Annotated in this window: 16 protein-coding genes and 1 pseudogene; 4 read left to right on the top strand and 13 right to left on the bottom strand. The window is 41.4% G+C overall.

Going from position 1 to position 18,573, the window contains the following annotated elements; genetic code table 11:
* The coding region (locus B4F08_RS15205) for a TnsA endonuclease N-terminal domain-containing protein (RefSeq protein WP_291375174.1) at window positions 1-360 on the bottom strand (360 nt) is incomplete at its 3' end.
* Window positions 361-474: 114 nt separating this feature from the next.
* On the opposite strand from B4F08_RS15205, the pseudogene B4F08_RS15210 reads away from it, so the two are divergent.
* Window positions 475-1,125: pseudogene (locus B4F08_RS15210) on the top strand (ATP-binding protein); the annotation flags it as partial.
* A gap of 70 nt (window positions 1,126-1,195) precedes the next feature.
* Here B4F08_RS15210 and B4F08_RS15215 read toward each other — a convergent pair.
* A complete protein-coding gene (locus B4F08_RS15215) occupies window positions 1,196-1,966 on the bottom strand; it encodes a TorF family putative porin (RefSeq protein WP_086209788.1) in 771 nt (256 codons plus the stop codon).
* Window positions 1,967-2,313: 347 nt separating this feature from the next.
* On the bottom strand, window positions 2,314-3,084 hold the full coding sequence (locus tag B4F08_RS15220) for a TorF family putative porin (protein ID WP_291375178.1): 771 nt from the start codon (window positions 3,082-3,084) through the stop codon (window positions 2,314-2,316).
* 456 nt (window positions 3,085-3,540) lie between these two features.
* On the opposite strand from B4F08_RS15220, the gene B4F08_RS15225 reads away from it, so the two are divergent.
* Window positions 3,541-4,833 (top strand): OprD family outer membrane porin, encoded by a 1,293-nt coding sequence (locus B4F08_RS15225; RefSeq protein WP_291375179.1) that lies wholly within the window; start codon window positions 3,541-3,543, stop codon window positions 4,831-4,833.
* Window positions 4,834-4,936: 103 nt separating this feature from the next.
* Here B4F08_RS15225 and ppa read toward each other — a convergent pair whose 3' ends face one another.
* Both ppa and B4F08_RS15235 read right to left on the bottom strand, forming a co-directional pair.
* The gene (gene ppa, locus B4F08_RS15230; protein WP_291375181.1) at window positions 4,937-5,461 is read right to left on the bottom strand and encodes an inorganic diphosphatase; all 525 of its coding nucleotides are present in this window, start codon (window positions 5,459-5,461) and stop codon (window positions 4,937-4,939) included.
* 117 nt (window positions 5,462-5,578) lie between these two features.
* Entirely contained in the window at window positions 5,579-5,983 is a 405-nt protein-coding gene (locus B4F08_RS15235) for an MAPEG family protein (protein ID WP_110974824.1), read from the bottom strand.
* A gap of 106 nt (window positions 5,984-6,089) precedes the next feature.
* Between B4F08_RS15235 and B4F08_RS15240 the strand changes: the two genes are divergently transcribed.
* Window positions 6,090-6,470 (top strand): hypothetical protein, encoded by a 381-nt coding sequence (locus tag B4F08_RS15240; protein WP_086209792.1) that lies wholly within the window; start codon window positions 6,090-6,092, stop codon window positions 6,468-6,470.
* A gap of 51 nt (window positions 6,471-6,521) precedes the next feature.
* Here the strand turns inward: B4F08_RS15240 and B4F08_RS15245 are convergent, their stop codons facing one another.
* The 6 genes from B4F08_RS15245 to B4F08_RS15270 all read right to left on the bottom strand — a co-directional run bounded on the left by B4F08_RS15245 (window position 6,522) and on the right by B4F08_RS15270 (window position 15,266).
* Window positions 6,522-8,201 (bottom strand): AMP-binding protein, encoded by a 1,680-nt coding sequence (locus tag B4F08_RS15245; protein WP_086209793.1) that lies wholly within the window; start codon window positions 8,199-8,201, stop codon window positions 6,522-6,524.
* Window positions 8,202-8,350: 149 nt separating this feature from the next.
* The gene (gene parC, locus B4F08_RS15250; protein WP_291375184.1) at window positions 8,351-10,570 is read right to left on the bottom strand and encodes a DNA topoisomerase IV subunit A; all 2,220 of its coding nucleotides are present in this window, start codon (window positions 10,568-10,570) and stop codon (window positions 8,351-8,353) included.
* 447 nt (window positions 10,571-11,017) lie between these two features.
* On the bottom strand, window positions 11,018-12,337 hold the full coding sequence (locus B4F08_RS15255; RefSeq protein WP_086209795.1) for an MFS transporter: 1,320 nt from the start codon (window positions 12,335-12,337) through the stop codon (window positions 11,018-11,020).
* Between the two features lie 104 nt (window positions 12,338-12,441).
* Complete coding sequence (locus B4F08_RS15260; protein ID WP_291375186.1) at window positions 12,442-13,086, bottom strand: trimeric intracellular cation channel family protein; 645 nt, start codon at window positions 13,084-13,086, stop codon at window positions 12,442-12,444.
* A 59-nt stretch (window positions 13,087-13,145) separates the two neighbouring features.
* On the bottom strand, window positions 13,146-13,613 hold the full coding sequence (locus B4F08_RS15265; RefSeq protein ID WP_119064841.1) for a YchJ family protein: 468 nt from the start codon (window positions 13,611-13,613) through the stop codon (window positions 13,146-13,148).
* A gap of 72 nt (window positions 13,614-13,685) precedes the next feature.
* The gene (locus B4F08_RS15270) at window positions 13,686-15,266 is read right to left on the bottom strand and encodes a TerC family protein (RefSeq protein ID WP_086209798.1); all 1,581 of its coding nucleotides are present in this window, start codon (window positions 15,264-15,266) and stop codon (window positions 13,686-13,688) included.
* A 329-nt stretch (window positions 15,267-15,595) separates the two neighbouring features.
* Here B4F08_RS15270 and B4F08_RS15275 point away from each other — a divergent pair, with 329 nt between their 5' ends.
* Complete coding sequence (locus B4F08_RS15275) at window positions 15,596-16,216, top strand: TIGR00730 family Rossman fold protein (RefSeq protein ID WP_086209799.1); 621 nt, start codon at window positions 15,596-15,598, stop codon at window positions 16,214-16,216.
* Between the two features lie 73 nt (window positions 16,217-16,289).
* Here the strand turns inward: B4F08_RS15275 and B4F08_RS15280 are convergent, their stop codons facing one another.
* Entirely contained in the window at window positions 16,290-17,264 is a 975-nt protein-coding gene (locus B4F08_RS15280) for a hypothetical protein (RefSeq protein WP_086209800.1), read from the bottom strand.
* A 156-nt stretch (window positions 17,265-17,420) separates the two neighbouring features.
* On the bottom strand, window positions 17,421-18,573 hold a 1,153-nt coding region (locus tag B4F08_RS15285; RefSeq protein WP_291375189.1), incomplete at its 5' end, for a choice-of-anchor I family protein.

An 18,573-nucleotide genomic window follows, 5' to 3' on the forward strand; every position in this document is an offset into this window, starting at 1 on the left:
ACGATATCTAGCTTTCCATAGATGTAAGTTTAGTTGCAATTCATCTGTAGGTTTTACTTCAACCAGTTTAGGTGCAATAAATGGAAGAAAATCATCATGCTTATAAGTTACGAGAAAGTCAGGGGTATAAACTCGTTTCTGTCCATTATCAAAATACTCAATGGTAAAGGGTTGAGACTCAACAGCGAGAACATTGGGGTCAACCTCTAATCGAATAAGGAAATCCCGTTCCAGCGTTGATTCAAAGGCCACTGCGGACTCTTTTTTAAAAGGGTATAAACCAGATACACTAATTCGTGTATTACCAATTTTTCTTCGAGCTGGTACGATGTTAACGGTGTCGCATGATTGATTGTTCATTCTGAGTTCCGTTGCATAGTTCTTTATAAAATTTATCGCATAATTCTTTGTAAAAGGTAATCTAAGTCTTTGACCCTACCTTATATTGTCGCATAGTTCTTTGTAAATGACAGCGGGTCGCAACCCAAACCTGGTGAAATTACATTGGCACATAAAGGCGTGCTGTTTTTAGATGAACTACCTGAATTTGATCGAAAAGTTTTGGAGGTTCTAAGGCAACCCATTGAGTCCAAAGAAATTGTGATTTCTCGTGCTTCGCGGCAAATTACCTTTCCTGCAAATTTTCAATTAATTGCAGCAATGAACCCTTGCCCATGTGGTTATGCTTTTAATCAAGATAGTCGTTGCCAATGTTCAGCAGAAGCCATAAAACGCTATCAAAACCGTATTTCTGGCCCATTATTAGACCGTATTGATTTGCATATTGATGTGCCACCATTGCATGCCTCAGAGCTACAGGACACACAGGTTGTTGAAAACTCAGCGACCGTTCGCGAGCGGGTCATTCAAGCTTATGAAAGACAAATCCAGCGCCAAACCTGTCTCAACATGGCATTATCACCCAAACAACTCGAACAGTTTGCTCTACTAGATACAGCAACTACTCTTATCTTTGAAAAAGCACAGCAACGTCTGAACTTATCTGCCCGTGGTTATCATCGTATTTTAAGAGTAGCTCGAACCATTGCAGACTTGGCTGAGTCAGAGCATATCCAAACAACACATTTAACCGAAGCGCTGTCTTACCGACAGCAAAATGCCTAAAAATCACCCAACTTCATATAAAAAAACCCTCTAGTCCTTAGGACTAGAGGGTTTTTGAAGGGATTAAAACTTAGAAAGTTTTAGTCAAGGTAAACACTGCACCTGTTTCTACACCACGTGCTGTAGCATGATCTAGATCATCGGTATCAATATTGGTACCTACTGCTGCTAACTCTGCTGTTGCACCAGAGATAGATTTGAATGCATAGGTCACGCCCACTTTCCAATCTACATAGTTATCATCACCATTGAATGAATATTTATCTTCATCACTTACCACGGTATAACCCACATTCGCTACACCACCAAAGCCTGTTGAACCAAATGGAATTGCATAACCTGCATTGATGTTCCAACTGTCTGTATCTTCTGCAATATAGTCATTGGTATAGTTTATATTGGTCAGTAAGCTATCACCTTCAGTAAAGACACTCGCAAAGGTTAATTTGCCATAAAACTCTAACCAGTTCAGATCATCTGCACTTGGGTAGTTGTAGTACACCATGCCCACATCAAGTACAGGCTTGCTAGCAAAACTCTCTAAGGTGGTTGCAAAACCAATTGATGGATCGAGTTCTAAGCTCGGTGAACCTTCACCAAAATCAACATTTGAACCCCAAAGGCCCAAATACACGCCTGATTCATGTGCCAAAGTAAAGCCCGCTTGTACCGCCGGATCATTTTGGGTTTGAGTTAAACCACGGAAACGATAGTCGGTTGTTACAGCAGCGCTTCCGCTAAAAGAGAAACCAAACGGTAGTGCTGGTTCGTCATCTGCGAAAGTGAATGTAGAAGCTGAAGCCACTACAGCTAAAGATAATGCTTTAAGTGCAAATTTCATTGTTTGATTCCCCTACATCGTATCCGACGTTTTTTTGGTTATTTCGATAAACTCATGTAGGAATTAGCAATAGCTATGCCAAACTCAAATTAAAACCAGTTACACTCTCATAAAAAATAGAATAATTATTTGTTTTATAAAAATTTATTAAGAATAAAAAAAATTAAACACCATCTGCCTTTTATGGCCAATAACATTCGCTGTTAATTTATGTAATTTAATTTAGCTCAACATAATTGTTTACAATATGCGCTATTTTGAACCCAGCTTTTATACTTGCTCTTTTTAAATGCATAAAAAAAGTGCACCAGCATGATATAAGCTGATGCACTTCTAATCAGAAAATATTAGAAATTATAGGCTAACCCTAACACTACATGATGATCTAAATCATTTCCTGCTCGGTCATATACCCCATAAATATAATCAGCAGACAGCTCAAAACCTGTATTTGCAATAGGTTTAGTCAAACCTAGTCGAATTTCATTTAAAGTTAAGCGTCGCTCAGTGGAGAACATCACATCGTTGCCATGCTGATAAAGCGATACCCCTAAAGAGCTGTTGAAGCTAATGTCGTGTGGAAGTATATAATGGTGCGTCAGATTTAAATAAGTATCTCCTGCATTGGCATAACTTACATTAGCCAATGCTATGCTGACACCTAAAACAAAATCTTGATACGAAAGATTACTCACCCATTCTGCACCTGTAGTGTTTCTGCGCTGTGAGCCATCTTCACTCGAAACAGAGCCACCATCATTATATAAATAAGTGACAATATGTGAACGATAGCTTAGATCAGGACTCAAGCTTCCTGCATAGCCAATATAGAAGTCATGTTCAAAGCCGTGATCCTTACTGGCATCTGCTGCATCATAATTGAGTGTAGACCCCCAATACCCGACATATACCCCCGAGGCATCTGCATATTCAAGCCCCACTTGTACAGCTGGGTTATCATTCTCAACACCACCACGATAGATATACTGACTCATCACAGCAAGGCCTCCGCTGACCTTATTTTTTGAACTTTCTTTTTGTTCATCACTCGCCATTGTCACCGTACTGCTAAAGATCAAACCAAAAAACAGTGCAACTTTATGTGAATCTTTATGCATTTAAACTCTCAAATTTAACTAAAAAAAATCTTTCAAAGATTCGCTATGCATAAATTTTAAAACGGTTTTTTAATAATTGGTAAAATTTATATGAAAAAGAACAACATAAATGCTTACACATTCATTTTTATATTTTCTATATTTGTAGTATTTGATTGGATAAAAATCAAACAAAGCCTTTGTTTAAAAGGCAAAGCGACTGGACGATCTATATATTATATTCTTCGATCTATATCAGAATAGAGAATTAAGAAAAGAAAAATAATTAAATGTTTTATAAAGAGTTATTTTAAAAAACAGAGTATTTTAACTAAAAATAAAATATTTAGAACATATCACTTACAAAAAAGTGCATTACTTTAGTTGAATATATTAAAGAAAAATGACAATTTTTCTGCGATTACTTATACAATTATTGCTCTCTTTCCATCCAATTTGTATAAGGTTCGCTCCCCAATGCAAAACACAAAAAAATTAGCATTAGCAGTTTTAGTTCAAACTGCACTTATATCAACAGCTTTTGCAAGTGAGCAAAGCGAATCTAAAGGTTTCGTAGAAGACGCTGAAGGATCAGTTTTATTCCGTACAGGTTACTTAACCCGTGACAAGAAAAATGGTGTACCTGATACAAGTTCAGCGGCTCAATCAGCAATGGTTAAAATTGAGTCTGGTTATACTCAAGGTATCGTTGGCTTTGGTGTTGGTGTCATCGGAGATGGTTCATTCAAGCTAGGTGAAAATAAAAACGCGGGCAACCAAATGATTCCTGAGCATGACGATGGTTCTGCTTACGATCACTGGGGTCGTGGTGGTGGTATTGTAAAAGCACGTATCTCAAACACAGAAGTGCGTTACGGTACTCAAGTACTCGACCTACCTGTTCTTGCAAGTAATACTGGACGTATGGTTCCTGAATATTTTACAGGTACTTTATTAACTAGCCACGAAGTCAAGAATCTTGAAATTGTTGCTGGTAAATTTACTAAGAACCAAATGTCTGATCAAATCAAAACTGATGCTGACGTCAATGGCAATGGTCTTGATCGTGCAATTGTTTGGGGAGCTAAGTACAAATTTGATGACAATTTAAATGCATCTTATTATGGCTTAGACAGCAAGAATGCTCTTGAACGCCATTATGTAAATGCCAACTATAAGCAAGCTTTGGCAAACAACAGCTCTTTAACCTATGACTTCAGCGGTTACCACACTGAATGGGACAAAGGTGCTTCTGTATCTTCTCAACGTCCTGATTTAGATGAAAACTCTAATAACCGCAGTAATAACATTTGGGCATTATCGGGTACTTATAACCAAGGTGCGCATAATGTGATGCTGGCTTACCAACAAAGCACAGGTAACTCAGGCTATGCCTACGGTGAAAATGCGGATGGCTTCCAAAGTGTTTACCTGCCAAACTCTTACCTTTCAGACTTTAATGGTCGTGGTGAAAAATCTGTTCAAGTTCAATATAGCCTAGACTTTGCAAATTACGGTGTGCCTGGTCTCAGCTGGACCACTGCGTATGTTTATGGTTGGGATATTGATACAGCAACTGATGACAATGCGAAAGAAAGCGAACTCTTTAACCAAGTGAAATATACAGTTCAATCTGGTTTTGCTAAAGATGCAAGCTTACGTTTACGTTATTCTCACTATCGTAATGACGATGCTTACGCAAAAGATTACTACTTTGGTGACACCAACGAATGGCGTATTTGGTTAGACATTCCTGTGAAATTCTTCTAATTTCTACGGAAAAACTAACCTAATAAAAAAACCTGCACATTGTGCAGGTTTTTTATTGAAGCCATCACTCAAACACGATTCAATTGAGGCATCACAGACAGGATTATTTTGCTGCTTCGATTGCTTTAAGCACTTCTTCCTTAGCAACTTCAGAACCTTCCCAACCTGTTAATTTAACCCATTTCCCTGGCTCTAAGTCTTTATAGTGCGCAAAGAAGTGCTCAACTTGTTGAATCAGTAAAGGTGGAAGGTCTGTATATTCTTTCACATCTTTATAAATTGGTGTTAATTTGTCGTGTGGTACTGCAATCAATTTCGCATCAATACCACCATCATCTTCCATATTCAGTTTGCCTACTGGACGGCAACGAATTACAGAACCTGGCTCTACAGGATGAGGAGTCACAACAAGTACGTCTAATGGGTCACCATCTTCAGACAACGTGTTTGGTACATAACCATAGTTCGCAGGGTAGAACATTGCTGTACCCATGAAACGATCTACAAAAAGCGCATCCGAATCTTTATCAATTTCATATTTGATTGGTGCTGCATTTGCAGGAATTTCGATGATCACGTAGATATCGTTCGGTGCATCTTTACCCGCTGGGATATTGCTGTAGCTCATAACATCACTCTTTAACAAGTTAAATCTTTTAAAAACCACATTGATTATAACGGGTTTTCAGAAAAAATATTTCGGCGATTATACATTCACTGGGTGAAAATATGTATGTTTCATACGTTAACCCGTCGTCAACTTAATCACCAAAAGCAATAAACAAATCGGACAAAGCAATGATAATAACCAAATGATCGTACGTAGCGTTGCCCAATTGACCAAATAGCAAATGCCATACAACACACGCAGAACAAGATAAGCGATACCAAAAGTCATAGTGACCACTTGTGGAATTACCATATATTCAGCCATTAAAATCGCAGCAATAAATAAAGGTAGACCTTCAAAGCTATTTTGCTGTACCGCATTGGCACGCGCGGCTAGACCTGTGGTTTTAGCTAGAAATTCGCGAGGGTGTTGGTTATCTTTAGCACGAAATCCTGCCGACTTTTTAGCAATAACGGTAAATACATATGGCAGTAAACAAGCAACTAAAATGAGATAAATAATCCCGCTAATGCTTTGCATTGGTTTTTTCTCATCAAGATCATTTCGAAGGCTATCATAGCATGGCATTCCAAAGATAAATTTGGTTAAATTATAGTGTTTTTATAATTTCCCGATGAGACCCACTATGGCTAGCCCAGATCAAAAAGAAATGTTCGACGTACTCGACATTCAGCGTCAACATCAACGCCAAGTGGATCGTGTTTTAAAAATTGTTCTCCCCATCACAGCTTTTCTACTGACGGTTATTTGTGCCAATATGAATATCGGCTCAACAATCGGTACATTGATTATGCTGATTATCGCATTTTGGATGGTTGGGATTAGACGCCAAACACTTTGGTATTGGCTGATTGCTGTCACTATCTATTGCTTCATCGACAATGTACTTAGCTATGGCACATTTGCATTCCCAGCCTTTAGTCGCCAGTGTGGCACCATGTTGACCTTTATCGGTATTTTGGGTATTGGCCGTCCCTATATCGACCGTTGGCTAATGAAAAACTAAAAATATAAATAGAAAAAAAAGCGCCATTCGGCGCTTTTTTTAGAACTCAACTTATGCTGTTTTACGCAAATCTTTACGTAAGATTTTACCTACGTTTGATTTTGGTAATTCATCCATAAATTCAACATAACGCGGGCGTTTGTACCCTGTTAAGTTTTCTTTAGCAAATGCCAGAACTTCTTCTGTGGTTAAAGATGGATCTTTTTTCACCACAAATAGTTTTGGCACTTCACCTGATTTTTCATCTGGCACACCAATTGCTGCAACTTCCAAGACTTTAGGATGTTTTGCAACCACTTCTTCAATTTCCGAAGGATAAACGTTGAAGCCTGATACCAAAATCATGTCTTTTTTACGGTCTACAATTTTTATGTAGCCACGAGGATCCATCACACCGATATCACCTGTACGGAAGAAACCATCTTCAGTCATCACTTTAGCGGTTTCATCTGGGCGGTTCCAGTAACCACGCATCACCTGCGGACCACGGATTGAAATTTCACCTTGTTCACCCAGTACAACTTCGTTGCCATCATCATCCAAAATCGCAACTTCAGTTAATGGCAATGGAATACCAATTGTGCCACTGAATTCTTCAGATGCAGGTGGATTTGCCGTTGCAACAGGCGAAGTTTCAGATAGACCATAACCTTCGATAATGTTGGTTCCAGTAATTCGCTTCCATGCTTCAGCGGTAGAAGGAAGAACCGCCATACCACCGCCCATTGCCATTTTTAATTTGCTGTGGTCAAGTTGTTTAAACTCTTCGTTGTTCACCAAAGCATTGAATAAAGTATTCACTGCTGGGAAGAACGATGGTTGATACTTACGTAATTCTTTCATTACCCCAGGTAAATCACGTGGGTTTGGAATGAGAACATTGGCTTGACCTTTGTACATACCGTACATAGCACAAACCATGAACGCAAAAATGTGATAAAGCGGTAAGGCACAGAAAATACGGTCATCGGGCTGACCATCTTGTGCGCCAAATTTACTTTGGAAAATACCATCACATTGCAACATGTTCGCTACAAGGTTGCGATGCGTCAGTTCTGCACCTTTAGACACCCCTGTAGTGCCGCCAGTATACTGAAGCACTGCGGTGTCACTTAACGTTAAGTTCGGACGCTTATAATTGCTTGCACTGACTTTAGACATAGCAGCATTAAAGCGAATATGACCTGGAATATTCCATGCTGGAATTTGCTTACGTACTGAACGTAATACAAAGTTCACCAGTGTGCCTTTTAATGCACCCAACATGTCACCTACAGAGGCAATCACGACATGTTTAACAGGCGTTTTACCATTAATTGTTTGGTAAACAGATGCGAAATTCTCAATAATAACAAGAACTTCTGAGCCTGAGTCATTTAACTGATGTTCAAGCTCGCGCGCGGTATACAGTGGGTTGACGTTGACCAGTACTAAGCCCGCACGGAAGACACCCAAAGCAACGATAGGATACTGAAGAACGTTTGGCATCATCACAGCGACACGTGAACCTTTTGCAAGACCTAAACTTTGCAAATAGGTTGCAAATTTACGACTTGCCTCTTCTAACTCACTAAAAGTCAATACTTTATCCATAAAGATAAAGGCATCTCGTGAGCCAAATTTTTGGAAATTTCTTTCAAATACATCAACCAATGACGTATTTTCTGGTGGCAATTCTACAGTCTCTGGAATCCCCGTTTTTTGGTATTCTGCGAACCAAATCTTTTCCATATCGCCCGATTCTCCTATCAGTAATCCTTAAATTCTCAGCTGTTGTTCTCAATATTAAGCGCTCTTTATTTAACTTGTGTTGCTTAATATTGCATCCATTTCCCGCATACATACCATATATAACGTATTTTGATCAATGGATGCTAGTTTTATCTCTGAACTAACAGTTTATTTGCTTTTTGATAACCACGTGGTAATAACTGCCCTTTGGATGCCCGTTTACCCACATATTTTTCTAAATCATCGCCCTTCAATTTTAATTGCTGCTGTCCTGCAACGACTTGCAGTATTTCATCTAGCGTTAATCTTGTCATGAATACAATTTGATCTTTCTCTTCAAGTTGTATCAATTTATTACCTTTACCTTTATTTAAAATAGGCAACTCTGACAACTCTAAAATCAACAAACGACCCGTTGAGGTCAATAACGCCAAATGGGTGGCTTGATCAACACTAGTCAACGGCATGACTGTGGCTTTTTCAGGTAAAGTTAGGAAGGCTTTACCCGCTTTTGCATTGGTATCTAACTGTTTTGCCTGTGTTTTAAAACCGTAGCCTTTACTGCTCAGAGCCACAACTTCAGCTTCATCTTCAGCAATAAAAATTTGCTTAAAACCTACACCACTGGCTGGCGATAATTTTGAACTCAACGGTTCTCCCAGACCCCGTGCGGACGGTAGGCTCGCTATGGCTAGGGCATAACTACGCCCTGACTCATCCAATACATACACGCGCTGATTAGATTTTCCTTGCGCATGACTGAGATATTGATCGCCGGCACGGAAATTTAAGTTCTCTGCGTCTACATCATGACCTTTGGCCGAACGAATCCATCCCGCTTCAGATAACACCACCGTCACAGGATCCGCAGGCATAAAGTCCTGCTCACTCATCGCTGTTGCTTCTGCACGATGTACGATTGGCGAACGGCGGTCATCACCAAATTTTTTCGCATCATCTTTAAGTTCATTGATAATCAAAGCTTTTAAAGACTCAGGATTGGCCAATTGTTCACGAATCAATGCAGCTTTGGCTTCTAACTCTTCTTGCTCACGGCGCATTTCCATTTCTTCAAGTCTAGCCAAATGACGCAACTTGAGTTCTAAAATAGCTTCGGCCTGAATGTCATCAATATTAAAACGTGACATCAACTCTGCTTTGGGATGCTCTTCTTCACGAATAATACGAATCACTTCATCAATATTTAGATAGGCAATAATCAAACCACCCAAAATATGTAAGCGCTTTTCAATTTTATTCAGGTGATATTGCAAACGACGGGTAACGGTTTCCTTTCGAATTTCAATCCATTCCAGCAAAATACGACGAATTGATTTCACTTGTGGACGGCCATCCGCACCAATCATGTTCATATTGACACGATAGCTCGACTCTAAATCGGTTGTTGCAAAAAGGTGGCTCATCACCGCTTCAGCATCAATCCGATTTGAGCGCAGTACAATCACCAAGCGGGTTGGGTTTTGATGGTCGGATTCATCACGTACATCACTCACCAAAGGCAGTTTTTTCGCCTGCATTTGATCTGCAATTTGCGAAATGACCTTCGAGCCTGAAACTTGATAAGGCAAGTCCGTGATCACAATTTCATTTTTTTCGATGCTATACACCGAACGCATACGGTAACTGCCCCGACCTGTGCTTTGTATTTTTAATAGCTCTTCAGGTGGCGTAATAATTTCAGCTTTGGTCGGCAAATCTGGTGCAGGAATGTATTCTGCAACTTTGTCATCACTTAAATTTGGATTACGAATTAAGGCAATGGTGCCTTTTACGACTTCACGCAGGTTGTGTGGAGGAATGTCCGTAGCCATGCCTACTGCAATACCTGTGGTACCGTTTAACAAAATATTCGGAATACGTGCAGGTAAAGTCACTGGCTCTTTCATCGAACCATCAAAGTTGTCCTGCCAGTCACAAGTCCCCTGTCCCAACTCAGACAACAGTACTTCACTATACTGAGATAATTTGGCTTCGGTATAACGCATCGCTGCGAACGATTTCGGGTCATCGGGCGACCCCCAGTTACCTTGACCTTCAATAAACGGATAACGATAACTAAAAGGCTGTGCCATCAGCACCATCGCTTCATAGCAGGCCGAATCACCATGTGGGTGATACTTACCGAGCACATCACCAACGGTACGCGCAGATTTTTTGGGTTTACCGCTATGTTTTAGCCCCAATTCACTCATGGCATACACAATACGGCGTTGTACAGGTTTTAAACCATCGCTGATATGAGGTAAGGCACGATCCATGATCACGTACATGGCGTAATTGAGATAGGCTTGTTCAGTAAATTCTGCTACGGAACGGTTTTCTGTCGCTTGATGCGCAAGGCTTGTCATAACAACCTGTCATCCTAATTAATCGTTTTTTGTTTAAGTTCTTATGCTATGTCGCAGGCTCAGCCTATACAAGTGAAAGCGTACACCACTACGACAAATTGCGTCTTTAGATGTTCCTAATGTCGTAAAATTATCCATTTTTTTTAAAATGAGCAACTAATTATTTCGAAGTTCCTATCTTGCTCCTATTTAAGATTGAAATAGAGTAACTACACACCCTCTACGCTTATGTCATGACATTGAATATGATGATCGAGTACATCACCAATCACACACTTTCAACTTGATATGCGAGCTGTCTTTAACCGGAATTTGATACTTCGCTAGTCCCACGTTTCAAAGATATTGTGTTAACAGAAAAGTTTCAATTCTGCTCGCGCATACGGTTTGATTGTTCCTGAAGATCAAGAGACTAAAACACATCCCTCTATCTTCAGTCTGTACATTTTACAAACCAATCTCTTCCAATGTTTTACCTTTGGTTTCTTCACCCAAAATCAAAATCACCGCTGCCACCGCAAGCAGTACTGCGGTAAACATTATAAAGATTGCACTAAAACCATTGCTCATGACCATCATATGCGTCACCACCATCGGTGCGACAATGCCACCCATACGACCAATGGCCGATGCCCAGCCCGAACCAAAAGCCCGAATATTGGTTGGATATTGCTCTGGAGTGTAGGTATACAAAACACCCCATGCGCCGAGATTAAAGAATGACATCAGACAGCCCCAGAACATGATCATGCTCACGGTGTCCGCTTGACCAAAGAAATAAGCCGAAACTGCACACATGCCAATAAAACCAGCTAAGGTTGCTTTACGTCCAAGTTTTTCGACCAGCCATGCTGCGGCCACATAGCCTGGAAGCTGTGCCAAAATCATCACCAGTACGTATTCAAAAGACTGAACAATGCTATACCCCTGCTTCACCAGCAAACTTGGCAACCACGTAAAGATGCCATAATAAGAGTACACAATGCCAAACCAAATCAGCCATAACATCAAGGTTCTACGTGCAAATGCACCCGACCAAAGCTGAGTAAAAGACACATTCTTTTTTTCTGCCACAGGTTTGACAATGATATGTTCAACGACTTCAACGCCACATTGACGTTCAATCTGCTGCACCAAAGCGTGCGCTTCTACAATTCGACCACGGTTGATGAGATAAGGAATCGACTCAGGCACTTTGAACCAAATGACAATGGCATACAGTGCAGGAATCCCACCCATCAAAAAAGCCATGTGCCAGCCAAACTTTGGAATCACAAAATACGCCACTAAGGCAGCACAGAGCCAACCTAAGCCCCAAAAACTCTCTAGCAGAACAATAAAACGCCCACGTACCTGTGCAGGAATATACTCACTGACCAAGGTCACTGCTACTGGCAACTGTCCACCCAAACCAAGACCCACAATAAAACGAAACAGCAATAGCCACGTTAAGTTGGGAGCAAAAGCACAGGCTGCCGTCGCCAAACTATAAATCACTAATGTTGCAGCAAAAACCGTTTTACGTCCGATACGGTCGGCCAAGCCCCCTGAACACACCGCACCAATCGCCATTCCGACAAAGCCTATTGAGACGACCCAACCTTTCTCAGTTGGGCTCATGTGCCAGTCTTCAGCCATTTTCGCCAAAATAAAAGAAATCAGCCCCGTGTCCATGGCATCGAACATCCAGCCCAAGCCAATCACCCATAACAAGGTGTAGTGGAATTTACCGATCGGTAAACGTTGTATACGGGAAACTAAATCCATAGCTTGACCTCTAAAGCGGAAAAAGGATAGCGGGCTGCTTTCTCAACAGGCTTTATCATTATGTGCTTTTTTTGGGGACAAGGGACAGTTTGATATCCCTTGTTTTAGCTAGCATCTTTGGAAGAAGCAGACTGTTCATCATCATCTTGATAAATGAATTTCGGCATTTCTAAACCAAAGTAAATTGCAATTAAACGTAAGCTAAAACCAAAGATCAAAGTCGAAATCACGGTCAGCTCAAGCGACAAACCGAGTTGAATGCAACCCCAATAGAAAATCACTGCGACAAAAGAAATACTGGCATACAGTTCACGGCGGAACACCAAAGGCACGTCATTACACAAAATATCACGCAAGATACCGCCCGAGACTCCTGTAAGAACTCCAGCAACCGCAGACACCACAAAACCATGTCCCATTTCTAAGGCAATTTGACAGCCGATGATGGTAAAACCGATCAGGCCCAGAGCATCGAGCACCAAGAAAATATTGCGTAAATGACGCATCCACTTGGCAATCAAAATCGTAATAAAAGCGGCAAAACACGTCAGCATCAAATATTCAGGATGCTTGACCCAGGTCAGCGGATAATGTCCCAATAACACATCACGAACAGAACCACCGCCCAGTGCTGTGACACAGGCAATAATCACCACACCAAACCAATCCATACTACGCCGACCCGCTGACAGTGCACCAGTCATCGCCTCTGCCGTGATCGCTATAATATAAATAACAGTGAGTAACATCGCCTGGATTCCATATAGGCTAATTGATGCGCGCTATTCTAAGCCAAATTTTCTGAAAATTATAAAAATTGTGCACAACATTGTTTAAATTTTTTCCCTGAACCGCAAATGCACGCTTGTTTCATGGTGATTTGCATTTCAGTGGTCGGATCTAAAAAATACCATGCCTCAGCATGTTTCACAAAATGTGAAATTTCATGATGTATCTGTGGTGATTTTCCATCATGATAATGCGCTTTAAACTCGACCATGGCGTGGTTTTTATCGAGTTTCTCATTGGCGTTTACGACGTCTAACTTTAACCATTGGTTGCTTCGACTCCACTCCGCTATTGCTACAATATCGAGTGCTTGTTGCTGTCCCAACGCTGTGGTTTGCACAATGTAATCAATTTGCTGTTTGGCAAAAGCACTATAGCGTGAGCGCATCAATTGGACAGCTGTCTGCGCATGACTTTGTCCCAAATGCAAAGGCTGACAGCACTGTACATATTCTCCTTGCCCACACGGACACTCAATATGGCTCATGATTTTCCATAAAAAAAATAGCTCGACATTGCGAGCTATTTTAACCTGTTCACCCCAGTTTGAGGACGGGTTTTAAGATGATTCTTTGTGCAGATCTGACTGTGGAATTACATGCACTTTTTCAATTTTGTGCCCATCCATCGTCACCACTTCAAAAATGCAACCATCTGCTACAAGGCTAGAGCCATTTTCAGGTAAACGACCTAAATGAAAGAGGATATAGCCTGACAAGGTTGAGTACTGATCGGACTCATCGACCAAATCACGATCCAACAATAACGACACATGACGAATATCGGTTGAGCCATCGAGCATCAAGCTGCCATCTTCTAAACTTTCAGCCACATTGTCTTCAGCATCTTCATCAGGGAACTCCCCTGCAATCGCCTCTAATACGTCAATCGGGGTGGCAATCCCTTCAATCGAGCCGTATTCGTTCAAAACCAAAGCCATTTGTAGTGGGGCTTGACGCAATTGTTCCATCACCATCAGGACTTGCGCATTTTCATGCACAATCACAGGTTCACGTAAATGTTTATCAAAATCGAGGACACCCGTTTCGATATATTCGTTTAAAACTTTATGGGTCAATACCACACCTGCAATGTTGTCTAGCTCGCCCCGTGCTACGATTAAACGTGAGTGCGTAATACTGAGCAATTGTGATTTGATCGAGGCTTCATCATCCTCTAAATCAATCCATTCCAACTCTGGACGTGGTGTCATCACGGACTTCACAGGACGCTCAGACAAACCCAACACCCCTTGTACTAGAACACTGTGATAGACCCCATTTTCAGGATCAAATACTTCATCCGCATAAGCGCGAGTTGCCAACACATCTTCAGGCTCAGAAGCATGATCACTACTTTTACCGCCCAACATCCGCAGTACCGCAGACGCAGTTTTATAGCGAAGGTCTGTGGTGGTGACCATTTTTTCTTGATTACGGCGCATGGTTTGGTTGATAAATTCAACAATCACCGAGAAACCAATGGCTGCATAGAGGTAACCTTTTGGAATATGGAAACCAAAGCCTTCTACAATCAAAGAGAAACCGATCATCATCAGGAAGCCAAGACACAAAATCACCACGGTCGGATGTTTGTTGACGAATTCCATCAAGGCCTTGGATGCCCACAGCATAATGCCCACGGCGATAATCACCGCAATCATCATTACAGACAGGTGCTTGACCATACCGACTGCAGTAATCACCGAGTCTAAAGAAAATACCGCATCCAAAACCACAATTTGGACAATCACCATCCAAAATACGGCGTTGGCAGGATTTTCTTCTTTTTGGATCACTTTGGCGTCGATGCGTTCATGTAACTCCATCGTCCCTTTAAACAGCAAGAACACCCCACCAAACAGCAAAATCAGATCACGCCCTGAGAATGGATGGTCGAAGATATGGAACAATGGTTCAGTCAGCGTCACCACCCAAGCGATAGACGCGAGTAAAACCAAGCGCATGAGCAGCGCTAACATCAGACCAACGATACGGGCTGTATTACGTTGTTCAGGAGGAAGTTTTTCTGCCAAAATCGCAATAAAAACGAGGTTATCAATCCCGAGGACAATTTCCAGCACCACCAAGGTGAGTAAGCCCACCCATGCAGAAGGATCAGACATCCATTCAAATATCATGTGATCTGCCCCCGTCGAAGGAATGTATAACGCGCATAATGATTAGGCGAATAAAAATGAAGATTCAGCACTGCTCGCTGTAAATTATTTTCGGAAAACTGAAGATGTCTTGAGTGACAACTACCACTACCCATGTTCGTTCTTGTGTTGTGAAACAAGAGCTCAGTATAGGCAAGATCTACATAAAATTCATCTTTTTTAAAAATGTCGTTTTTTTAGAGATTTAACAAATTATTACCTGATTGTTCGATTAGATACAGTGATTTGTCACATTTCTTGCTTAAACTAAGAGAGAAAAAGTAGATAAAGAAAAGGTAAAAACATACGCCATGAATAGTGAATTAAAAATATCATCTCTCAACACTGAATCAAACGTTCAAACCACTCAACCCTTGATCGCACTTTACTGTGGCTCTCGGTCAGGCAACAAACCGATTTATCAAGAAAAAGCAATTGCGCTAGCCCAAGGCCTAGCAAACCATGGTTTCGGACTGGTCTATGGAGGCGCGAGTATTGGTCTGATGGGACAAGTGGCAGATGCCATGATTGCTCATGGGGGGGAAGCTGTTGGCGTCATCCCTGAGTTTATGCTGGATTATGAAATTGCACACAACCAATTGACTGAATTACATATTGTACAAACCATGCATGAACGCAAAGCATTGATGGCTGAACGTGCAAGTGCTTTTGTCGCACTACCCGGTGGCTTAGGCACTTTTGAAGAAATTTTAGAAGTGGCAACATGGGGACAACTCAATCAACACCAAAAACCCATGATGCTCTATAACGTCAATGGTTTCTATAATGCACTGATTGCCCAACTTGATCATGCCGTTCAAGAAGGTTTTCTGCCTCCACAGCACCGTGCCAAACTCATTGTGTGTAACCATGCTGAACAGATTTATTCAGCAATTGCAAACTTGGGGAGCCCAAAGCGCTTTGTGGTTTAAAGTTGTTTAAACACCTCAAAACTCTCCATACACAAAGAAGCGAGCTCAAGGCTCGCTTTTTTAACAGCTTCGTCTATTGACCATAATTCGTGACAAAGTTGTAGAACCACGGCAAAGTGGTCGCCAAAATCACCGACATGGCTAAACCAAACATCAACTTCATGGCATCTTTACTGACATTGCGCGAAGTACGGTGCTTATTCACCTCATCAAAAATCATCGACATAGCAAACTCACGACCTGCAAGTAAACCTAAGAATACCCATGTGGTACTCATTGGAATGTTGCTCCACTCCTTGAAGACCAACAAAATCAGGGCATACATAAAGTCAATAATCGTTGCAGCACGAATATCCGTTACACCTGTTTTAGTATCAACAATTTTTTGAATCGCCCCACCACGTTGGTACAAAATCAGCGCCAACAACACCACAAAGATGGTGATAGCAAACAGCAAAAATGCCAACGGAACTTGGCGTGGCACGTATACAAAAATATTGGCCAAATCTTGAATCAGCCATTGGCTCCACAAAAAAGCGGTCGATACCCACTGTAACCCAATCCAAATATGGGAAGGTTCTTCATGACGGGTTTTGGCAAAGTACTTTGCCACTTGTCGCATCACAAAACGATAGACAATAATCGCAACCACAAAAGCCACGGCATAGCCCATCATTGACTTCACCATCATCGACCCCAAACTTGCAGGCGAGAAAATGGTTAAAACCAAAAAAGTGGTACTCACAGGAATGCCGTATTTGGTCAAAAACAACAGTAAAATTGGCGGTACGATATACAGCCACGTAATCCCATTATCTGGAAATGGAATCGTCTCTAAGCGACCGTAAGAGGCATCTCCCACACCTGATGCATACCAACCATAGATCAGAACCACAACTAAAATGGTGCTGATAAAGAGCCAAAGCACCCACCATGGGCGGTGTGCATTCGATGAAATAAAGGTACCTAATGTCTGTGGCACATCATTTCCGACGATAGAATAAGCTGCTAAACAGAAGCCAATCACCATCAAGATTTCGATTGTCATAAAACAAACCTTTTGCAGAATCTTTCCAACAGCCTGCCATTGAAGCTTTGGCAGAGATTATGACGGTTTTATTTCATTTTCATGACATTATTGTCATATATTTTTTGTAGCGCCATAAAAAAGAGCACCACTGTGCTCTTTATTTAAACTAAGCTATTAATTTAGCTTTACTTCATAAACTGACGTCGTACCACTGACCTCATTCCCCACTACCAATAAAGGTCGAGCATTTGGTGAATTTTTCGCCGCGATAAAGATCAAACCTTCTGGGCCAAGGTCTCCTTGCTTCGTGACTTCTGTTTCGGTGGTGTTGCGATGGTTCAGGTACTGAACAAATTTAGCCTGATTCGGGTTGCTAATGTCATAGACCATGATGCCACTGGCACGCTCAAGTCCAATAAAGGCAAAGGTCTTTTCACCAATTTTACCCAGAGTCACTCCTTCAGGTTCAGGGCCTTTGTTGTCACTACGGTCATCAAATTTAAATGTTTCATGATTGCTATTAAATTGATGTGGAAACAACTCCGCAATTTTTCGCTCAAACTCACTGCCCGAGTCCCACACAATCTGCTTGGTTTCAGGGTCGACAATACTTACCGAACGACCACCATAAGCATATAATTTGTCATACGTCAGACGACCATTTTCATCCAACTTCGGCAGACCTGTCAGTGGATCTTTTTGATAACCTTGAGTCCAACTAATGGTCAAACGTCCAATTTGTGCGTCTTTAATTAAATTGTCCGCACAGACTTCTGTTGCGTCAGCCGTTTGACAAGGTTTAAACACCTCTGGGTTTAATTTTGCCCCTTTCACACCTGGCGCAAGCTGACGTAAATGTGCTGCATAATCGCCTTTGGCATCAAAACCTGCTTTTTTAAACAAGTGTTTGATACGTATCTCTTCTGCATAACCAGCATTTAAGTCCGCGCCTTCAAAGTATTTGGCTTCATCCTTTAACCATTCACGGGCATCCCCTTCATTGGCCGTGACCAAATAGGTTTTACCCTTGGCTTGATATTGTGCAATGGCATCGGGCATATACATGCCATATAGTCCCGGCCAAGAGCGGATATTGATCATTCCTGCATCTTTTGCACATTCTGTAATACTACGCCCCAACGAGTCTTGACCAATAGCACAGTCACGGTCACTGCCATCTAAGGCATTTTCAGGCAAGCTATGGTCTTTGTAGCCCATCGGGAAAAGATCAACAAATTGATTTTTTTCTAAGTCTAAAACCCCAATCGCATTGTTTTCCTGCAAACTGACCCACGCCTTTTTGCCATCAGCACTGACTGCGATGTAC

The organism is Acinetobacter sp. UBA6720, assembly GCF_002454215.1.
GTDB lineage: Bacteria > Pseudomonadota > Gammaproteobacteria > Pseudomonadales > Moraxellaceae > Acinetobacter.